Origin of the sequence: Salinivibrio sp. MA440, from assembly GCF_001996265.1 — a bacterium.
In the GTDB taxonomy this organism is placed as follows: domain Bacteria; phylum Pseudomonadota; class Gammaproteobacteria; order Enterobacterales; family Vibrionaceae; genus Salinivibrio; species Salinivibrio costicola.
Genome location: NZ_MUFI01000019.1, coordinates 1 through 19,254, shown reverse-complemented (window position 1 = coordinate 19,254; position 19,254 = coordinate 1). Strand labels below are relative to the sequence as shown.

Genomic DNA, 19,254 nt, shown 5'->3' with positions numbered 1-19,254 from the left:
TGTCGTCGACTATGATGCGTCTTGGGCTTGCTGGTGTTCGGTGTAAAAGGTCTTGTGCTCGATAAACGTAGCAGGCGTTTGCGCAAAATAATGGCTACCCGCCATGCTCACTGCGACGCGGATTTGTGCATCATTACTCTTTGGTGCTGGCAGTGATACGAGCCAGTGGGTACCTTTATTACCGGTGGCTTGCATTGCTTGGGGCGAGGTCTGTGCCAGGCCAATACGAACACCTTCTAAAGGCAACTCACTGATCAGCCGCAACGTCAGCTGATTATCCTCGATCCCTTGTGACTCCAGTTTGAGTTTCATATCACCATTTTCGAGCTGGCAAAATCCGCTGGTATAGCGACAGTTGGAACGGACAGCAAGCGGGTAGCTTTTCCCCGGTTGGGCCGCCTTGGGCGCTTCAGACACACTGGCATCGACCGCAAAATAGGCTATCACTGCGAGCACTGGCGCGACTAGCATCGCGATAACTACATGCTTGTTGGTTAATAAACGCGTTATCGTTGACATCATGCCTCTCCTTGGCTGGCCATAATCGGTCGTTTAAAAGCCCCCGAAGGGGCTTGGATAGTTTAACACTGTATCAGTGTGATTGCGCATCACCCGCACCCGATGGCATGCGAACGTGTTCGACTAAGTCTTGCACCTCTTGCGGTGTTTCCTTCGTCATGCGTGACACAATGATAGCGACAACAAAGTTGCAGACTGCCCCGACTGCACCAAAGGCATTGGGTTCAATCCCTAAGATCCAGTTGCTGCCTAAGCCTTCAAAGTAGGTCCAATCAGCGACAAACAGAATCCCTTTATGTTGGAAGACATAGAACAGGGTGACACTGATCCCCGCTACCATACCCGCAATTGCGCCCTCTTTATTGATGGTTTTGGTGAAGATCCCCATCATCAGTACCGGGAATATCGATGACGCGGCCAAACCAAAGGCAAGTGCCACTGTCCCGGCCGCAAAGCCTGGTGGATTGAGCCCCAAGTATCCAGCGCCGGCAATCGCTAATGCCATGGATATCCGGCTCGCCATCAGCTCGCCTTTTTCACTGATATTCGGATTGACGACCCCCTTAATCAGGTCATGGGATATCGCGGACGATATAGCCAATAATAACCCGGCTGCGGTCGATAAAGCGGCCGCCAGGCCACCGGCGGCAATCAAGGCGATCACCCAGTTAGGCAGTTTGGCGATTTCGGGATTGGCCAGGACAATAATATCGCGGTCAACGCGTAATTCGTTGGTTTCCGGATCCGACGTGTACTGAATTTTTTGATCGCCGTTTTTATCATCAAAACCAAGTAGCCCGGTTTTTTCCCAGTTTTTGAACCAGTCTGGACGCTCGTCATAGACAAGATTGTCGCCATTAGGCAGATTCACAGTGTCCATTAAGTTCAAGCGCGCCATTGCCGCGACCGCAGGTGCTGAGGTGTACAAAATCGCGATAAAGAACAGCGCCCAACCCGCAGAAGCCCGAGCATCACGTACCTTAGGCACGGTAAAGAAACGGATAATGACGTGGGGTAAGCCAGCAGTACCAATCATCAGTGACATGGTGTAGGCAAACATATTGAGCGTACTGCCACGCACTGCGGTGGTGTATTCCACAAAGCCAAGTTCGGTGACCACCTGATCCAGTCGATCGAGCAGATACTGATCGGTGCCCGCCATGGTGCTACCGAGACCCAGCTGTGGGAACGGATTACCAGTCAAGTTAAGGGAAATAAAGATTGCGGGAATGGTGTAAGCTAAAATGAGTACGCAATATTGAGCAATTTGGGTGTAAGTAATGCCTTTCATCCCGCCCATCACGGAATACATAAAGACGATTACCATACCGATTAATAGCCCGGTGGAGTAATCCACTTCTAAAAAGCGACCAAAAGCCACCCCAACCCCTTTCATCTGACCGATAACATACGTCACTGAGGCGATGATTAAGCAGATGACAGCGACGATACGTGCGGTTTTTGAATAAAAGCGCTCACCGACAAACTCTGGCACGGTAAATTTGCCAAACTTACGGAGATAAGGCGCGAGCAGCAATGCAAGAAGCACGAAGCCGCCAGTCCAACCCATTAAAAACACCGAACCGCCATAACCCATAAAGGCAATTAAGCCGGCCATTGAAATAAAGGAAGCGGCTGACATCCAGTCTGCAGCGGTGGCCATCCCGTTTGCGATGGGGTTGACCCCGCCGCCCGCGACGTAAAACTCCTTGGTGGAGCCTGCGCGTGCCCAAATTGCAATCCCGATGTAGAGTGCGAATGTGAACCCGACAACAATATAAGTAATGGTTCTTAAATCCATGTGTTTATCCTCTTACTCGTCGTCAACACCGAACTCGCGATCGAGTTTGCGCATTTGTTTGGTATACACAAAAATGATGCCGAGGAAGGTATAAATCGATCCCTGCTGAGCAAACCAGAATCCTAATTTGTAGCCGCCAATTTGAATGGTATTGAGAGCATCAACGAATAAGATCCCGCAGCCAAATGAGACCACAAACCAGACAATCAGTAAGCTGATCATCAGTTTTACGTTTCTGTCCCAGTAGGCTTTTGCGTGTTCCTTGCTTTGAAACGCCATCGCCTTCTCCTTGTTTATTACGTTAATGGAATGTTACGTAATGACGATAGCAGGGGTTAGGCAAAGCGACATTGCAACTTTAGTCGAGCTTAGTTGTAGGCAATCGCAGGAAAAATCAGGTGTTTTGTGAGGTAGGTTGGGCTGGCTCCGTGTGAGCCAGCCAAGGCTTTCGCTAAAGGTCTAACTTAAGTGGTAAAACTTTTGGACCCCTTCGAGTAAATTAGCCACTGCCACCGAGGCGAGAATCAGCCCCATTACGCGACTGATAATAGAAGCGCCCACATTACCAATCACCTTGTGAATCACATTGGCCCCGAGGAGTAAAGCCAAGGTCGCGAGCAGAACTAAAAACATCACTCCCGCTGTGATCGCTTGTTCAGCAATGGCATAGCGGTTGTTATCGGTGAGCATCACAATGGCCATCATGGCGCCAGGGGAGGCAATGGAAGGCACAGCCAAGGGGTAAACGGCCGTTGCCGCTATCTCGGCTTTATCCACGTTTTCGCTCAGCATTTTGGCCTCTTGGCTGGGTTTGCCTTCGCCGAAAATCATGGTCAGAGCAAAAAGAAGGAGTACTAAACCGCCCGCGGCTTGAAATGCGGGCAGTGGAATTTGCATCGCTTCTAACAAAATCTGACCAATAATGAGAAAGAAAAGCAAAATCGCAAAGGAAATAGTGACGGCTTTAATCGCAACGCGGCGTTTTTGTTTCGCTGTCATATGGCTGGTTTGCGAGAGATAAATGGGCACGCTACCGACAGGATCGATCACGGCCCATAAGATCACGAATTGTGTAGCCAGAATACTTAGCATGGGCGCTCCATAATAGGGTCGAGGGCGCTAGCGTATCAAAGTTCTATATTGGATTGCTGCAATAAAATCACCGCTTGCGTACGATTTTTCACCCCGAGCTTGCGGAAAATAGCCGTCATATGCGCTTTGATGGTGGCTTCGGAAACGGCGAGATCGTAAGCGATTTGTTTATTGAGCAGACCGTCACAGAGCATCCGTAACACCTTATACTGCTGCGGTGTCAGCGCAGCGAGTTTGCTAGATAGGCACTCGCTGTCATCCTCCTCGCCGAGATCATCAGGAAAACAAGGCGTTCCCTCGAGTACCTGGGTTAATGATTGTACCAAGGCGCGCATATCGCTGGACTTAGGGATAAAGCCAAACGCACCATGTGAATGCACTTGACGGATCACATTGCGTTCTTCGCTGGCAGAGACGACGACAATGGGCAGGTTAGGATATTGGTTGCGCAGCTCAATCAGACCGGACATGCCGTTAGCGCCGGGCATTTTGAGGTCGAGTAAGACTAAATCGACGTCAGCATCTCGTGCGAGTATTTTATGCAAGCTATCTAAGCTATCTGCTTCCAACAGGTTGGCACCGCTTATCGCCATATGCACAGATTGAAATAAGGCATTTCGAAATAGTGGATGATCATCAGCAATAACGATGGTGTGTTGCGCTTCCATAATGCGGCTATCTTTCCCTTCAGTTTCTTTCAACCTATCACCCGATGCAGGGCTTATCAATTTTGTAACAAGAGAACTAAGAGATTGATCATTCCTTGCTTTTTACTGACGGCATAAGTACATGTTCATTGAGGTGAGCGAGAAATGCCTCAGGAGGTAAAAAGCCGATTATACGCGCCGCTTGATTTCGTTCCCCCGTGGGAAGCCAAAAATCGAGAGTCGGTAAGCCTGCCACCGCTTGGCTACGCATCAAGGCAAAATCTTCCGGACGGTTTTCACTCAGGTTCACTTTAATTCGGTGCATAGTACTAAGTGGCTTAGCCACTGCCGGATCAGTGAATGTCTTTTGCGCAAACTGTTTGCATGGAATGCACCAGTCGGCGTAATAGTCGACAAAGGCGACTTGTTGATTGGTAGCGGCTTTGGCAAGTTCAGCCTCAAGCGCGGCTTGGCTGTTCACCGTAATAAACGCAGGGGCCTGGACTGTGTCTTCTGATTGTACTGGCGCAGCCCGATAATGCGCATAACGTACATATGCAACACTCATTGCAATCGCGCTGAGTAGGCAAGCTGCAGTGAACAACCAACGACGGCGTGATTTCATCGTGTGCCCTTTTTCTATGACTAGCCTGAGTATACACAATTAGCAGAACAGTGTGGTAAGTGTGGTCGAATAGATCAAACGTTTAAGCGCGGTATGCATCTTGCTGTTATGCGTCGCAAGGAGAGTCGCTAAATATTTTCACGTACCTAGCGACGATGCCTTAGCGATGCGATGTGTCTCGACAATGGGAGCGTTTAAGTGCGTTTTTTCGCGCGCCCTTGTACGGCTTTAAAACGCGGATTCGTTTTGCAAATGACAAACATGCGTCCGCGACGACGGACAACCTGGCAATCAGGGTGACGCTGGCGGGCGCTTTTCAGTGAGTTCAATACCTTCATGACGACGCCTTTTGACTGCGACCAATTTGGCCAAACTTGCGCGCAAAGTTGGCGGCGCGCCCCTCTTTATTGGCAGCGCGTTGTTTACCTGTGTACACCGGATGTGAAGCGCTCGAGATATCCAACGGGTAGTAAGGATAGGTTTTGCCATCTTGCCACTCAATGGTGCGTGATGTTTGCAAGGTTGATCCGATTATAAAATAGGCGTCAACGCTGGTGTCATGAAAAACGACAGGGCGGTACTCGGGATGGATATTAGCTTGCATAATGACTCCTCATTAATTGTTATGATATAACATAACAATTAAAAGCAGAAAAGAAAAGCTTGCCTAGTGTCTAGGTTAAAGATCTCAATTTCCGAACTTTTTGTTGTCAGTTCGCGAAAAGTGTTACTTTTTCTTACTTGAATCAACATACGCGTTACGGGGCCTGGTTAGACTTTGGCCATGGTGCTGGGCGCGTTTGCTCTCGTGTGTGAACGCGACGTAGTGGGAAAGTCTATCCAAAGTAGGAGAAAATTATGTTTTTGGTTGAGTTATTAGTGGTACTCAGCTGCATCTTAGTGGGTGCCCGTATCGGCGGCATCGGTTTAGGTGTGATGGGCGGGCTTGGACTCTTAGTGTTGAGCTTTGTGTTCGGGTTGCAACCGACGCATCCTCCGATTGATGTTTTATTAATGATCATGGCGGTAGTTGCCGCTGCCGCGACCATGCAAGCGGCAGGGGGCCTCGATTTTTTAATTAAAATTGCCAGTGGCATTCTGCGCAAAAATCCACGTCATATTACTTTTGTTGCACCTTTAGTGACGTATGTCTTTACCATGATGGCAGGGACGGGACACGTGGCGTACTCGGTGTTGCCAGTTATTGCCGAAGTGAGCCGCAAAAGCGGGATTCGTCCTGCCCGCCCACTCGGTATGGCGGTGATTGCCTCACAGTTTGCGATTGTGGCCAGCCCGATTGCCGCTGCTGTGGTTGCATGTGTCGCCTTTTTAGAACCGCAAGGCATCACACTGACAGATGTTCTATCAGTGACCATTCCTAGCACCTTTATCGGTTTGGCGCTGGCGTGTGTGATCGTGAATAAACTGGGCAAAGAGCTTAAAGACGATCCTGAATATCAACGTCGTCTGCAAGATCCCGCGTTTCGCCGGGAAATGGAAGCTGACCTCGCGGTTGAAGATATCGAAGTCACCCCTGAGGCGAAAAAATCGGTTGCATTGTTCTTATTCGGTGCGTTAGCCGTGGTCATCATGGGGGCTTTCCCTGCTTTGCGTCCGGCATTTGATGGTGAGCCAATGGGCATGGCCCACACCATTGAAATCGTCATGTTGTCGGTTGCTGCGTTAATTATTCTGACTTGTAAACCAGACGGTAATGCGATTAGCCAAGGCTCAGTATTCCATGCTGGGATGCGTGCCATCGTTGCTATCTTTGGTATTGCTTGGTTAGGGGATACCTTGGTTGCCGGCCATCTAGATATGGTCAAAGACGCGGTATCTGGCTTGGTTGAAGTGGCGCCCTGGACATTTGCTTTTGCCTTATTTGCCCTATCAGTGATGGTGAATAGTCAAGGTGCAACGACGGCGGTGCTTGTTCCAGTAGCGATTTCGCTTGGCTTACCTCCTTCGATGATCATTGCCACCTTTGTTGCGGTAAATGGTTATTTCTTCGTCCCGAATTATGGTCCGATTATCGCTTCAATTGATTTTGACCGCACCGGTACCACGCGGATTGGTAAGTATGTGTTCAACCATAGCTTTATGTTGCCAGGCTTACTGAGCATGGTCTTTAGTATTGCATGTGGTTTGTTGATTACCCAGGTGTTGTAGCGGCTGTTTCACCGGCATGAAAAAGGGCGCTATAAGCGCCCTTTGTTGTTTTATGGTTGTTGTGATTTTGACCGACTAAGCGTTAAAGCGTTTACCGCGGTATTTGGGGTGCATGAGGTTCTCAACGGAGAAAATCTCATCAAGCTCAGACTCTGTCATCAAACCACGCTCGAGTATCACCTCTTTAACACTTTTACCGGTTTCCGCACAAATCTTGCCGACAATATCGCCTTCGTGATGACCGATAAAGGGGTTGAGATAGGTGATAATCCCAATCGAGTTATGCACGTAGTGCTCGCACACTTCTTGGTTAACCGTAATCCCGCTTACACACTTCTCACCCAAGTTCCGGCAGCCATTCGCCAGGATGGAAATAGACTCAAACAGTGCCTGCCCAATTACGGGCTCCATCACGTTAAGCTGAAGTTGGCCGGCTTCGGCAGCAAAGGTGATGGTAGTGTCGTTCCCCATGACTCGATAACAAACCTGATTGACTACTTCAGGGATCACCGGGTTGACCTTGGCAGGCATGATGGATGAACCGGCTTGCATTTCAGGCAAGTTAATTTCATTCAGTCCTGCACGAGGGCCAGAAGAAAGTAGGCGTAAATCATTACAGATCTTCGATAGTTTCACCGCCAGGCGTTTTAGCGCGCCATGCACCATGACATAGGACCCACAGTCTGAGGTGGCTTCAATCAAATCTTCTGCCGGTATACAAGGTAAACCAGTAATCTCTGCAAGGCGTTTCACCGCCAGTTGCTGGTAACCTTCTGCAGCATTCAACTTCGTCCCGATCGCGGTGGCGCCTAAGTTCACTTCTAAAAGCAGGGCCGCCGTATATTTGATGTTTTTAATCTCTTCACGCAGCAGTACAGAGAAGGCTTTGAACTCTTGTCCCACTGTCATTGGCACCGCATCTTGCAGCTGGGTACGGCCCATTTTTATGACATGAGCGTACGTGTCTGCTTTGACATCGAATTCTTTTTGTAAGTAATCAATCGCATCCATCAGTTTGAGAATGCTGTTATATACCGCAATTCGAAATCCGGTTGGATACGCACAGTTAGTGGATTGGCTCTTGTTGACGTGATCGTTAGGGTTAATCACATCATAATCGCCTTTCTCGTGCCCCATCAGTTCAAGCGCAAGGTTGGCAATTACCTCGTTGGCGTTCATGTTTACCGAGGTGCCTGCGCCGCCTTGAAAGACATCCGAGGGGAACTGATCCATGCATTTGCCGGTTTCCAACATCTGGTCACAGGCTTTGATGATGTAATCACCGACGTCAGCAGGGATCACGCCAAGTTCTTGGTTGGCCATTGCGGCGGCCTTTTTGGTATAAACCATGCCGCGTACGAAATCTGGGATATCAGAAATACGGGTGCTTGAAATAGTGAAGTTCTCAATCGCGCGCAAGGTATGAATGCCATAATACGCATCTGCAGGCACCGCTCGTTGGCCGAGTAAGTCCTCTTCCAAGCGGGTGGCAGTGGTTTGCGTAGGGGTATCATTAGGGGTAATAATCGTCTGAGACATGCGTTGGCCTTAACATCAAGTTATTATAATGATTAAAACGTCGCCACAAATATTGCTGTAGAATCCATTCCTCAGAGATTTTGGCTGGATGTATCGTCTATTACATCGTTTCAACCCATATTACAGCACATGATGCGGTTGAAATGGCTGACTTCCGTCACAGCTGTAACATGATGACTAAACAAAATGCGCTTTCTTGCGCTGGGATTCAAGCAGTAAATACAGGATCCCGGTTCGGCTTTTGCCTTATTTTGATGTTAGGATGAAACGTCAATTTTTAGCGCGAGGTGAACCGTGTTTCCAGTCTTACTACTGCTATTTATTCTGGTCCCAGTGATCGAAATTGGCCTATTTATTCAGGTCGGCGGCTGGCTGGGCTTGTGGCCGACCTTGGCGTTGGTTCTGATCACGGCATTTGTCGGTGCGTCTTTGGTCCGTAATCAGGGGTTGATGACGCTAGCCTCGGTGCAGGATAGGCTCAATCGCGGTGAGTTACCGGCGCAGCAAATCCTTGAAGGCGTGATGCTTGCGGTAGCAGGTGTCTTGCTGTTGACGCCAGGCTTTATGACCGATGCGATGGGGATGTTGGTGCTGCTACCAGCACCGCGTGCGGCGCTCGCCAAACAAGTGATGAAGCGCGTCACTGTCTCTCAAGCGGGCTTTAGCCAAGGTGGCTTCCATCAAGGGGGCAATGCGCAAGGCCCCTTTGGTGACGATCCTTTCCGTCGTGGCGGGCGCGATGACGATGGCAACACCTTTGAAGGTGAGTACGAGCGTAAAGACGATGACGACGATGACAATCATCGCCTAAGATAACGTTTACGTTGTAAAAAAACATCGACAAAAATGGCCGCACACTGCGGCCATTTTTAGTTTTTTGCGGACCTTATGGGCCTATTGCACTATTGTCGTTTATTCAGCGAGTGTCGTTTATTCAGCAAGCTCAGGGCGTTGGCGATATTGGTCGAGTGATGCTGGGTTATCCAGTGCGCTTAACTGTGCCACGTCTTGGCCATGGACCACATCGCGCACCGCCAGCTCGGCCAGTTTCCCTGACTTGGTGCGCGGAATATCGCTCACCTCGGCAATCACCGCGGGAACATGACGTGGTGTGCACTGGGTGCGGATGGTTTTTTTGATGGTTTGCTTGAGTGGCTCATCCAGTGTCACGTCGGCGGCGAGTTTGACGAACAGCACCACGCGGACATCATTTTGCCATTGCTGGCCGATGACTACTGAATCGATGATCTCGCTAAGCTGGTTAACATGGCGATAGATTTCCGCCGTACCAATTCGCACCCCGCCTGGGTTTAATACCGCATCAGACCGACCATAAAACACCATGCCACCTTGTGCGGTCAGGCGCACATAGTCACCATGGAACCAGATGTCATCAATCTTGCTCCAGTAGGCATTGTGATAGCGACTGCCATCGGTATCGTGCCAAAAGCCAACCGGCTGGTTGGGGAAGCTATTACAACACACCAGTTCCCCTTTCTGCTCTTCAACCGCTTGGCCTTGGGCGTTAAACACTTGTACATCGAGCGCCAAGCCGCGCTTTTGGCTTTCACCGCGATAAACCGGTGATAGTGGGCTGCCAAGAACAAAACAGCCACAAATGTCGGTGCCACCCGCAATCGAGCTTAATTGCAGATCAGGCTTTATTTTTTGATAGACATAATCAAACTGTTCGGGCGCAAGTACCGAGCCGGTCGAACATAGGACGCGTAGTGACGTCAGCGAGTAATCATCTTTCGGCGCCACACCTTGTTTTTTCAATGCCTCTAAGTATTTGGCTGCGGTGCCAAAAAGGGTGAGCCGGTGCCGCTCGGCCAGTCGCCAAAGTACCCCCGCATCGGGATAAAACGGCGAGCCATCATAGAGCACCAAGGTCGCGCCGCTTGCTAAAGCGCTGACTTGCCAATTCCACATCATCCAGCCGCAGGTGGTGAAATAGAAAAAGCGATCGCCGGGGCGCACATCCGAATGGAGCTGATGCTCTTTCAAATGATTGAGCAATATCCCCCCTACCGAATGAATAATGCACTTGGGCTTACCCGTGGTGCCGGAAGAGTAAAGCACAAAGAGTGGGGCATTGAACGCCACGCGGGTAAAGCGAAGCGGCGGCACGTCCTTGACTAATAAGTCCTGCCAGTTATCCACGCCAGCAGGTAAAGAAGGTCGCTCGCCATCAAAAGGGATCACCACTAGGCGTTCAATGGCCGGTACGTTACCCACCGCCTGCTGTGCTTTATTCAGGCAGTCATAGGTTTTGCCGTTATAGTGGTAATGATCGGTGGTAAACAGCACTTTGGGCTCGGTTTGGCCAAAACGGTCTAACACACTGTCGACGCCAAAGTCCGGTGAGGTTGAGGTCCAAATCGCGCCCAGAGCCGCGGTGGCAAGCATTGCAATCACGGTTTCAGGCAGATTAGGTAAATAGCCAGCAACCACATCGCCCGGCTGAACGCCTTGCATATCTAGGTAGTGACGGATGGCCGCGACCTGATCGACGAGCTCACGCCAAGTGAGGGTTCGTGCTACCTCATGCTCACCGCTAAAAATCATCGCCGGTTGGTCGGCATATTGCTCTGCGTGCTTGAGCAGGTTTTCGGCATAGTTCAGACGTGCGGTGGGAAACCAGTGGCTATCTCGATTGGGGTGCTCGGGATCGATATCGCACACTCTCTCGCCCGGATCGCCGATCACGCCGGCAAATTGCCATAACTGTTGCCAAAAATCGCCGCTTTGACGTACTGACCATGCGTAAAGATCGTCATAACCGCTTAGCTGGGTGTCGTGAGTCTGATTCACGGCACGGATAAACGCAGCGAGTAACGTGTGGGTTTGACGTTCCTTATCCGGCGCCCACAACAATCCGTCTTTCATGTCCTCTCCTTAGCCCTTATCAGGGTGTGCCTGTATAAATGCATCCAACGTTTGGCATTGTGATTCAATGCGTGTCAGGGTTGGGTATGCCGTTAAATCAAACGCAAATCGGCGTGCATTAAACAGCTGCGCGACCAAACAAATATCGGCCAAATTGGGCGCTTCTCCGCCGATAAAGGAGCTGTCTAATCCTTGTAGTTTGGCTTCCAAGCCATCGAACCCTTGTTTTAGCCAATGGTGATACCAAGTGATTTTGTCATCATCACTGTGGCCAAAGGGGCCGGTTAAGTATTGCAGAACTCGCAAGTTATTGAGTGGATGCACATCACAGGCAATATCGAGTGCCAGAGAGCGGCACTGGGCTTTTTGCACTGGATCACCGGGGAGCAGTTTGACCTGTGGATAGCGCTCATCGAGGTATTCGATAATGGCGAGCGATTGGCTCAAGGTGACATCGCTATCGACCAAGGTAGGCACTAAACCGGCGGGGTTGAGCGAACGATAGGCGTCACTGTGCTGATGTTTATCCAGAAGGGACACGGTTTCTCGTTGGTAGCTGAGGCCTTTAAGGCCAAGGGCGATGCGGACGCGGTAGGCCGCGGTCGACTTACTGTAATCATAAAGCAGCATACAAGCTCCTAGACGGCGTCAACGTCAAGCGCGCCCAGAGGCACCGGGCGCGCATCAAGGTTACTCTGCGATGTAACGGGTCACAGTTTGCTCAATGGCGCCGAAAATAGACGCATCTTGGCTGTCGCGCATATCGATAGTGACGCTATCGCCAAAGGTCATAAACGGGGTTTTTGCCTCGCCTTGGTCGATAATTTCCAGCATGCGCTTTTCGGCTAAGCAGCAAGAGCCTTTACTGCGATCGGTATTGGACACCGTGCCGGAGCCAATAATGGTCCCGGCACTGACATGACGGCTTTTCGCTACATGGGCGACCAGTTCGGCAAAATCAAAGGTCATATCGACACCGGCTTCGGGCGAGCCAAACCAGTCGCCGTTCAGAGTGACATGCATCGGCAAGTGGACTTTATGGTCGCGCCAGTGATCGCCAAGCTCATCGGGGGTAACCGCCACCGGCGAAAAAGCAGAGGCGGGCTTGGATTGGAAAAAACCGAACCCTTTGGCAAGCTCGCCGGGGATCAGGTTGCGCAGAGAAACATCGTTGACCAGCATCAGTAATTTAATGTGTTGGCCCGCTTTGTCAGCGCTTAGGTGCATGGGCACATCATCGGTGACGACGGCTAGCTCGGCTTCAAAGTCACAGCCCCACGCATCATCCACTAATTCAATCTCATCACGCGGACCAAGAAAGCCATCAGACATGCCTTGATACATCAAAGGATCGGTCCAAAAACTCTCAGGCATTTGTGCGCCGCGTGCTTTGCGCACCAGTTCAACGTGGTTAACGTAGGCGCTACCATCCGCCCACTGAAAGGCGCGGGGCAGCGGTGAATCGCAGACACTTGGGTCAAAGGCAAAAGACTCACTGACTTGGTTGTCGTTAAGCGCGTCATAGCGCTGAGTCAGTTTGGGCGCAAGGGTCGTCCAATTATCGAGTGCCGCTTGTAGTGTGGGCGCAATATCGTCGGCGTGGACGGCGCGAGTAAGGTCGCGAGAGACCAAAATCAATTTGCCATCACGTCCGTGTTTGAGTGAAGCCAGTTTCATTGCTTTCTCCTTCGCTATTCTGCGTCACTTGGCGTGCGCCAAGAGTAGACATAATCGGTCAGTTCGGTGGCTTTCGCCGCGTCGCCCATATCAAGTGGCATGCGGGTATCGATCATCACCGCCACTTCATCGGTCTCTTTTTTCTGATGCTTTTTGCCCGCGGCAAAGGCTTTTGGGTGAGGTCCATGTGGGAAGCCACAAGGGTGTAAGGTCACCATACCGGCATCAATGTTATCGCGGCTGAAAAAGTCACCTTGGTGATAGAAAAGCACTTCATCATAGTCATCGTTATTGTGGTAAAAAGGCACCTTCAGTGCGCCAGGATCCGACTCGATCGGGCGGGGGACAAAGGTACAAATCACAAAACCTTGCGCGACAAAGGTGGTGTGCGCGGATGGCGGCAAGTGATAACGATGGCTCATTAGTGGGCGGATATCTCGCCAGTTAAGCCGGAATACGGTGAGGTTGCCCTTCCAGCCTACGGCATCGAGTGGGTTATAAGGATAAGTGACACGGTTGAGCTGTTGGCGCGATTTGATCATCACCTGCCAGCTTTCGCTATCGGATTGCTGGGCTTTAAAGCTATCGTCAATACGTGCATGTTCTAGCACCGCGGGGTCAAACACCGCATGCTCGCCGACAATGCCTCGTTCGGCGCTCATGTAGGAGCCATGTGTCGCTTCAATCATCAGCAAAGTAGTGGCCTCATCCGGCACCAGTCGCCAGCTGGTGGCACGAGGAATAATCAAGTAATCGCCTTTGCTGTAGCGCAAGTGGCCGTAATCGCAATACAGCGAGCCTTCCCCCTGATGGACGAATAAGCAATCGTCGCCATCGCTGTTGCGCACCAGATAAGACATGGCGGTATCGGTGCGCCATAAGCGAACCTGAACATTGGCATTGGATAACAGCACAGGGGCATCCATTGGCGACGTGCCTTGCGTTTCAACTCGGTTGGTGTCAAAAGCATGCGGTCGCAATGGGCCTTCCCACTCACTCCAGCCCGTCGGGGGATGGCGGTGATACATATGGCTGGCCGGGCCAAAAAAGCCTTCCTTGCCACATTCGCGCTCGTAGGTTCCTTCGGGAAAGTCGCAGTGGGCTTGACGTGAGGCGTCCCCTTCACGAATGGGGAATGAAAACCACTTTCGCATATCTCGCTCCTTGTGCTGGGCGGCCGTGGTCACCGGTACGGCCAAATAGTTTCAAAAGAAACAATCTATCCGTTTATACTAGCGAGCAGACAAGATAAAAAGCAACGTACTGTTAACAAATATTTTACCTTGTCTGTTCAGTATTTTTGCCGCCTAAAAACCGTAAGTGTAAACAAAGCACTACCTTTGCATCTTATCGACGCCTCTCGTAAAGTAAGGTATATGATTTCAATTGAAACTAACTGATATGACCGTTCCGCACCTAGCCCTTGACAGTTTTTTGCCCTACAAATTAGTTCACACCGCAGAGCTGGTTGCCGATAGTCTTGCGGCACGTTATGAAGCAGAGTTTGGATTGTCGCGTCCAGAATGGCGCGTGCTGGCCTCTTTGGGCGCACGGGATGGCGTGATGGCGAAAGATTTAGCCGCAGAAACGCGGTTGGATAAAGTGAGAGTGTCGCGCTTGCTTACCCGTTTAGAGCAGCATCAGTTGGTAGAGCGACGCGCGTGTCAAGGTGATCAGCGCGCCGCGTTAGTCCATTTGACCGACAAAGGCCGCACCCATTATCAGACCATTATTCCCAAGGTGTTGGAGTGGGAAAAAGCCATGCTTGAGGGACTCAGTGCGGCGCAGTATCAAGCCTTATATCAGGCATTAGATGCCTTGCAGCACCGAGTGTATCACTTGGATCAGACCGGCAGTGACGAAGCCAGTGTTTGACGGCGCAACACCACGGCATACAGGTACGCCATAATACCGGCCAGTAGATTGGCAACAGCGATTCCCGCAAACAGGCCATGGGTGCCGTTGACCATGCCGCCCAGCCACGCACAGGGCACTAAGAAAACAAACAAACGGACTAGGTTGCAGGCGAACGAATGCAGCGAACGCTTCATGGCATTCAGGCCACCGACCAATAACATCAAGGTGCCTTGTAAGCCGTAACTGGCCGGGACCACCATCAAATAGTGGGCAATTTCTTGTTGAACCCGCACATCGTCACTGAACACATCCGCAATCAGATCGATAAAAGGCCACAGCGATAAGTACAAGGCAAATTGGAACAAGATAGCAAAGCGCATCGCACTGAACAGCGCCTGAAAGGCCCGCTGATGGTATTGGGCGCCAAAGTTTTGCGACATTAAGGGCGTAAGCGAAGACGTCATTGCCATCATCACTATCAATAAAATCGCTTCAATCCGTTGCGCGGCGCCATAGGCGGCAACGCTTTCTGTGCCTTGTGAGGCGAGCATCATCATTAATATGGCAGCTGCGGCGGGGTTGAGCGCATTGGTCATTCCAGCAGGCATGCCAATTTTAAGAATTTGGCTCACATCGTTGCCAATCTGTTGCCATTGCGGCGCAATCAGTAACTGCTCTCGTCGAGTGAGTACGATAAGTGCAGCGAGCATGGCACCGGCCCAGCTCAAGGCACTGGCGATAGCGGCACCTTGCACGCCTAGTTCAGGGAAAGGGCCTAAACCAAAAATTAGCAAGGGGTCGAGAACGCCATTAATCAGCCCAGAGACCATCATGATTTTGGCTGGGGTTTTGGTATCACCTGTGGCACGAATGGCGGCATTACCTGCCATCGGTACCACCAATAAAGGAATCGTGAGGTACCATATCTGCATATATTCATGGATCAGTGGAAGTAAATCTTTACTGGCGCCTAATGCAGAAAAAACGGGAACAATGGTGGCAGCACCCAACCAGCCAACCAACATCACGAGCAACAAGGCCAATAATAATCCGTGGGTTGATACGCGCGCCGCATCTTGGTGATCTCCTTGGCCGAGTAAACGTCCGACAAGTGCTGCAATACCGACTCCTAACCCGAGAGTGATGGAGTTCACCGCAAAGGTGATAGGAAAGGTAAAACTCACCGCTGCCAACGCCTCTGTCCCTAGTTGCGAGATAAAAAAGGTATCGACCACGTTGAACATGATGATCGCAAACAGGCCGAACACCATTGGAATCGTCATTTTGCGCAAGGTTTGATTAATTGGAGCAGAAAGCAACCCGTGTTTATCGTTCATAGTCTCTGATCGCTGAGTTGGGACGGCTTACCCTAGCGGATCCGCATAAGGTGAGAAAGTTACGTGTCTAAAAAAAACAAAAAAATTGCTGTAAAGCCCTTGGGAAAGAAAAAGTCCGTCCCCACATAGGGAGAGACATCAGGTACCGGACGCATGTACGGCCTGTGTGCATACTTACTTCATCAAACGGAACATCATTACTAATTCAGGAGACGACCGATGAACATTCGTCCACTACATGATCGCGTTATCGTTGAGCGCCAAGAAGCTGAGTCTAAATCAGCGGGCGGCATCGTGTTAACTGGTTCTGCTGCAGAAAAATCTACCCGCGGTAAAGTACTGGCGGTAGGTAAAGGCCGTATTCTTGAAAACGGCAGTGTGCAGCCGTTGGACGTTCAAGTGGGTGACACTGTTATCTTCTCTGAAGGCTTTGGTACCAAAACCGAAAAGATCGAGGGTCAAGAGGTTTTGATCTTGTCTGAAAGCGACATTATGGCAATCGTTGAGTAATTCATTTCACCTCCAATCAATAACGTAAGAAAGGAATAAAAACATGGCTGCTAAAGACGTTAAATTTAGTGACGACGCACGTGCGAAAATGCTCGAAGGTGTGAATGTTCTGGCGGATGCCGTTCGCGTCACCCTGGGCCCTAAAGGCCGTAACGTAGTGCTCGACAAATCATTCGGTGCACCAACCATCACTAAAGATGGTGTTTCTGTTGCGCGTGAAATTGAGCTGGAAGACAAATTCCAGAACATGGGCGCGCAAATGGTGAAAGAAGTCGCTTCACAAGCCAATGATGCGGCGGGTGACGGCACGACCACAGCGACCGTATTGGCGCAGTCTATTATTAGCGAAGGCCTAAAAGCAGTTGCTGCGGGCATGAACCCAATGGATCTGAAACGTGGTATCGACAAAGCTGTCGTTGCCGCGGTGGAAGAGCTGAAAAATCTGTCTGCACCTTGCACCAGCAACAATGCTATTGAGCAAGTGGGAACTATCTCGGCAAACTCTGACCACACCGTTGGTAAGCTTATCGCACAAGCAATGGACAAAGTGGGCCGTGACGGTGTGATCACTGTTGAAGAAGGGCAGTCACTGCAAGACGAACTGAGCGTTGTGGAAGGCATGCAGTTCGACCGTGGTTACTTGTCTCCGTACTTCATTAACAACCAAGAAGCCGGTAATGTTGAACTGGATAACCCATTTATCCTACTGATCGACAAAAAAGTCTCTAACATTCGCGAACTACTGCCAACCCTTGAAGCGGTTTCTAAAGCGTCTCGTCCGCTGCTGATCATTGCAGAAGATCTTGAAGGTGAAGCGCTGGCCACCTTGGTGGTAAACAATATGCGCGGCATTGTCAAAGTGGCAGCAGTGAAAGCACCTGGTTTTGGTGATCGTCGTAAGGCGATGCTACAAGACATCGCGACCCTGACTTCAGGTACTGTCGTGTCTGAAGAGATCGGTATGGATCTTGAGAAAGTGACACTAGAAGACCTTGGCCAAGCCAAGCGTGTCACCATTACTAAAGACAACACCACAATTGTTGATGGTATTGGTGAAGAAGCGGCGATCGAAGGTCGTGTTGCTCAAATTCGTCAACAAATCGAAGACGCGACGTCTGACTACGACAAAGAAAAACTGCAAGAGCGCGTTGCCAAACTGGCTGGCGGTGTTGCGGTGATTAAAGTCGGTGCAGCGACCGAAGTTGAAATGAAAGAGAAGAAAGATCGCGTTGAAGACGCATTGCACGCAACCCGTGCTGCGGTTGAAGAAGGCGTGGTTGCCGGTGGTGGCGTTGCGCTTATTCGTGCTGCAAGCAAAGTCGGTGAGCTAAAAGGCGATAACGAAGAGCAAAATGTCGGTATCCGTGTGGCGCTACGTGCGATGGAATCACCACTGCGTCAAATCGCCACTAACGCAGGTGACGAAGATTCAGTGGTTGCGAACAACGTGAAAGCGGGTGAAAACCACTTTGGCTACAACGCATCAACTGGTGAATACGGTGACATGATTGAAATGGGTATCCTGGATCCAACCAAAGTGACGCGTAGTGCGCTTCAGTTTGCGGCATCCGTGGCTGGCCTGATGATCACCACCGAAGCCATGATTACTGATCTGCCACAAAAAGATGGCGGCGCTGATATGGGTGCTGCTGGAATGGGCGGTATGGGAGGAATGGGCGGCATGATGTAATCTGCCTCTCCTCCTTAAAGAAAAAACCCAGCTTCGGCTGGGTTTTTTCGTTCTCGGGCTGACGCCAATAACGCGACTCAGTGCGGAGACGCAGATGAAAAAATATTCATCACTGCTACACCCGAGACAATCAGTACCATGCCGATAATCGCCGCTGTATCGAGTTTTTGGTCAAAGACAAGCCAGCCAATTAAAGCAATCAATGTTACGCCAGCACCTGCCCAAATTGCATAAGCGATACCAACCGGTATAGCGCGTAGTGTCAGCGCGAGTAAATAGAAAGAAAAACTGTACCCCACTACGACTAACACCGAAGGGACGAGCTTTGAAAAGCCGTCGCTATTTTTGAGTGACGCCGTTGCAATTACTTCTGCCACAATCGCAAACCCCAGAAAAAGCCAGTGCTTCATATCGATGACTCCCAAGTGAGAAACAGGCCGACTATGCTACCAGCCCCTTTTCATGATGTATGCCTCATTTTTTCTAGAGAAAGGTGAAAATTTCGACTATGTTAATAAATCCAAACAAAAACAAGCCTTGCCTGAATGTTAAAATAGACAAAAAAAGCGACTTAGTATGTTTTTTGTGCGGGTGAGTTTTTTTTTGCAAAAAGGGGTTGCGGTAAAAACTGAGATCTCTATACTGCGCTTCCTGTCGACGGGGCAACGAGACGTAAGTCACGAAATGCAGACCACTAAGTCGACACGCTCTTTAACAATTTGACCTATGCAATCTGTGTGGGCACTCGTTGAGAATAGACAAAAAGATTTATTCGATGAACTGAGTGACCAATACGAAACAACGTTTACGTTGTTCGGCACAGTCAATTCGTTTGTCTCGCAAGAGACGAACAAAACAGTATTTATCGAGCCGTTTGTCTTTTCTTTGGAAAAGCAAACACC

At 50.3% G+C, this 19,254-nt stretch carries 20 protein-coding genes; 5 read left to right on the top strand and 15 right to left on the bottom strand.

Annotated features, from left to right (window positions below; genetic code table 11):
- Positions 1 to 9 precede the first annotated feature (9 nt).
- The 8 genes from BZG80_RS07715 to BZG80_RS07680 form a co-directional block, all read right to left on the bottom strand.
- On the bottom strand, positions 10 to 519 hold the full coding sequence (locus tag BZG80_RS07715; RefSeq protein ID WP_077669661.1) for a hypothetical protein: 510 nt from the start codon (positions 517 to 519) through the stop codon (positions 10 to 12).
- A gap of 73 nt (positions 520 to 592) precedes the next feature.
- Positions 593 to 2,320 (bottom strand): sodium:solute symporter family protein, encoded by a 1,728-nt coding sequence (locus tag BZG80_RS07710; RefSeq protein ID WP_077679091.1) that lies wholly within the window; start codon positions 2,318 to 2,320, stop codon positions 593 to 595.
- Positions 2,321 to 2,332: 12 nt separating this feature from the next.
- Complete coding sequence (locus tag BZG80_RS07705; RefSeq protein ID WP_021024098.1) at positions 2,333 to 2,599, bottom strand: DUF4212 domain-containing protein; 267 nt, start codon at positions 2,597 to 2,599, stop codon at positions 2,333 to 2,335.
- A 180-nt stretch (positions 2,600 to 2,779) separates the two neighbouring features.
- Positions 2,780 to 3,412, bottom strand: a complete 633-nt coding sequence (locus BZG80_RS07700) for a MarC family protein (RefSeq protein WP_077461900.1) — start codon at positions 3,410 to 3,412, stop codon at positions 2,780 to 2,782.
- Between the two features lie 35 nt (positions 3,413 to 3,447).
- Positions 3,448 to 4,080 carry a response regulator gene (locus BZG80_RS07695; protein ID WP_077646939.1) on the bottom strand — a complete coding sequence of 211 codons (633 nt, stop codon included), beginning with the start codon at positions 4,078 to 4,080 and terminating at the stop codon, positions 3,448 to 3,450.
- Positions 4,081 to 4,168: 88 nt separating this feature from the next.
- Positions 4,169 to 4,684, bottom strand: coding sequence for a thioredoxin fold domain-containing protein (locus BZG80_RS07690; RefSeq protein WP_077679090.1), 516 nt, complete (start codon positions 4,682 to 4,684; stop codon positions 4,169 to 4,171).
- A gap of 194 nt (positions 4,685 to 4,878) precedes the next feature.
- Positions 4,879 to 5,022, bottom strand: coding sequence for a type B 50S ribosomal protein L36 (ykgO, locus tag BZG80_RS07685; RefSeq protein WP_077679089.1), 144 nt, complete (start codon positions 5,020 to 5,022; stop codon positions 4,879 to 4,881).
- Entirely contained in the window at positions 5,019 to 5,288 is a 270-nt protein-coding gene (locus tag BZG80_RS07680; protein ID WP_021024093.1) for a type B 50S ribosomal protein L31, read from the bottom strand. The genes ykgO and BZG80_RS07680 overlap by 4 nt, the downstream gene beginning before the upstream one ends.
- Before the next feature lie 254 nt (positions 5,289 to 5,542).
- On the opposite strand from BZG80_RS07680, the gene BZG80_RS07675 reads away from it, so the two are divergent.
- Positions 5,543 to 6,853, top strand: coding sequence for an anaerobic C4-dicarboxylate transporter family protein (locus tag BZG80_RS07675; protein WP_077577070.1), 1,311 nt, complete (start codon positions 5,543 to 5,545; stop codon positions 6,851 to 6,853).
- A 75-nt stretch (positions 6,854 to 6,928) separates the two neighbouring features.
- Here the strand turns inward: BZG80_RS07675 and aspA are convergent, their stop codons facing one another.
- Entirely contained in the window at positions 6,929 to 8,380 is a 1,452-nt protein-coding gene (gene aspA, locus BZG80_RS07670; RefSeq protein WP_394329758.1) for an aspartate ammonia-lyase, read from the bottom strand.
- A gap of 306 nt (positions 8,381 to 8,686) precedes the next feature.
- Between aspA and BZG80_RS07665 the strand changes: the two genes are divergently transcribed.
- A complete protein-coding gene (locus tag BZG80_RS07665; RefSeq protein WP_077679088.1) occupies positions 8,687 to 9,208 on the top strand; it encodes an FxsA family protein in 522 nt (173 codons plus the stop codon).
- A 114-nt stretch (positions 9,209 to 9,322) separates the two neighbouring features.
- Here the strand turns inward: BZG80_RS07665 and BZG80_RS07660 are convergent, their stop codons facing one another.
- From BZG80_RS07660 to BZG80_RS07645, 4 genes are read right to left on the bottom strand one after another with little or no spacing between them, the layout of a single operon-like run.
- On the bottom strand, positions 9,323 to 11,281 hold the full coding sequence (locus BZG80_RS07660) for an acetoacetate--CoA ligase (RefSeq protein ID WP_077679087.1): 1,959 nt from the start codon (positions 11,279 to 11,281) through the stop codon (positions 9,323 to 9,325).
- Positions 11,282 to 11,290: 9 nt separating this feature from the next.
- Positions 11,291 to 11,911 (bottom strand): maleylacetoacetate isomerase, encoded by a 621-nt coding sequence (gene maiA, locus BZG80_RS07655; protein WP_077646945.1) that lies wholly within the window; start codon positions 11,909 to 11,911, stop codon positions 11,291 to 11,293.
- A gap of 60 nt (positions 11,912 to 11,971) precedes the next feature.
- Positions 11,972 to 12,958, bottom strand: a complete 987-nt coding sequence (locus BZG80_RS07650) for a fumarylacetoacetate hydrolase family protein (protein ID WP_077661099.1) — start codon at positions 12,956 to 12,958, stop codon at positions 11,972 to 11,974.
- A gap of 14 nt (positions 12,959 to 12,972) precedes the next feature.
- Positions 12,973 to 14,112 (bottom strand): homogentisate 1,2-dioxygenase, encoded by a 1,140-nt coding sequence (locus BZG80_RS07645; RefSeq protein WP_074214047.1) that lies wholly within the window; start codon positions 14,110 to 14,112, stop codon positions 12,973 to 12,975.
- 247 nt (positions 14,113 to 14,359) lie between these two features.
- On the opposite strand from BZG80_RS07645, the gene BZG80_RS07640 reads away from it, so the two are divergent.
- The gene (locus tag BZG80_RS07640; RefSeq protein WP_077461909.1) at positions 14,360 to 14,833 is read left to right on the top strand and encodes a MarR family winged helix-turn-helix transcriptional regulator; all 474 of its coding nucleotides are present in this window, start codon (positions 14,360 to 14,362) and stop codon (positions 14,831 to 14,833) included.
- Here BZG80_RS07640 and BZG80_RS07635 read toward each other — a convergent pair.
- Entirely contained in the window at positions 14,803 to 16,152 is a 1,350-nt protein-coding gene (locus BZG80_RS07635) for an MATE family efflux transporter (protein ID WP_077679086.1), read from the bottom strand. The two genes, BZG80_RS07640 and BZG80_RS07635, sit on opposite strands and share 31 nt — an antisense overlap.
- Before the next feature lie 219 nt (positions 16,153 to 16,371).
- On the opposite strand from BZG80_RS07635, the gene BZG80_RS07630 reads away from it, so the two are divergent.
- Both BZG80_RS07630 and groL read left to right on the top strand, forming a co-directional pair.
- On the top strand, positions 16,372 to 16,662 hold the full coding sequence (locus BZG80_RS07630) for a co-chaperone GroES (RefSeq protein WP_021024083.1): 291 nt from the start codon (positions 16,372 to 16,374) through the stop codon (positions 16,660 to 16,662).
- A 43-nt stretch (positions 16,663 to 16,705) separates the two neighbouring features.
- Entirely contained in the window at positions 16,706 to 18,352 is a 1,647-nt protein-coding gene (gene groL / locus BZG80_RS07625) for a chaperonin GroEL (protein WP_077679085.1), read from the top strand.
- Between the two features lie 77 nt (positions 18,353 to 18,429).
- On the opposite strand, the gene BZG80_RS07620 is transcribed toward groL, so the two are convergent.
- Positions 18,430 to 18,762 carry an SMR family transporter gene (locus BZG80_RS07620; RefSeq protein WP_077461911.1) on the bottom strand — a complete coding sequence of 111 codons (333 nt, stop codon included), beginning with the start codon at positions 18,760 to 18,762 and terminating at the stop codon, positions 18,430 to 18,432.
- Positions 18,763 to 19,254 lie beyond the last annotated feature (492 nt).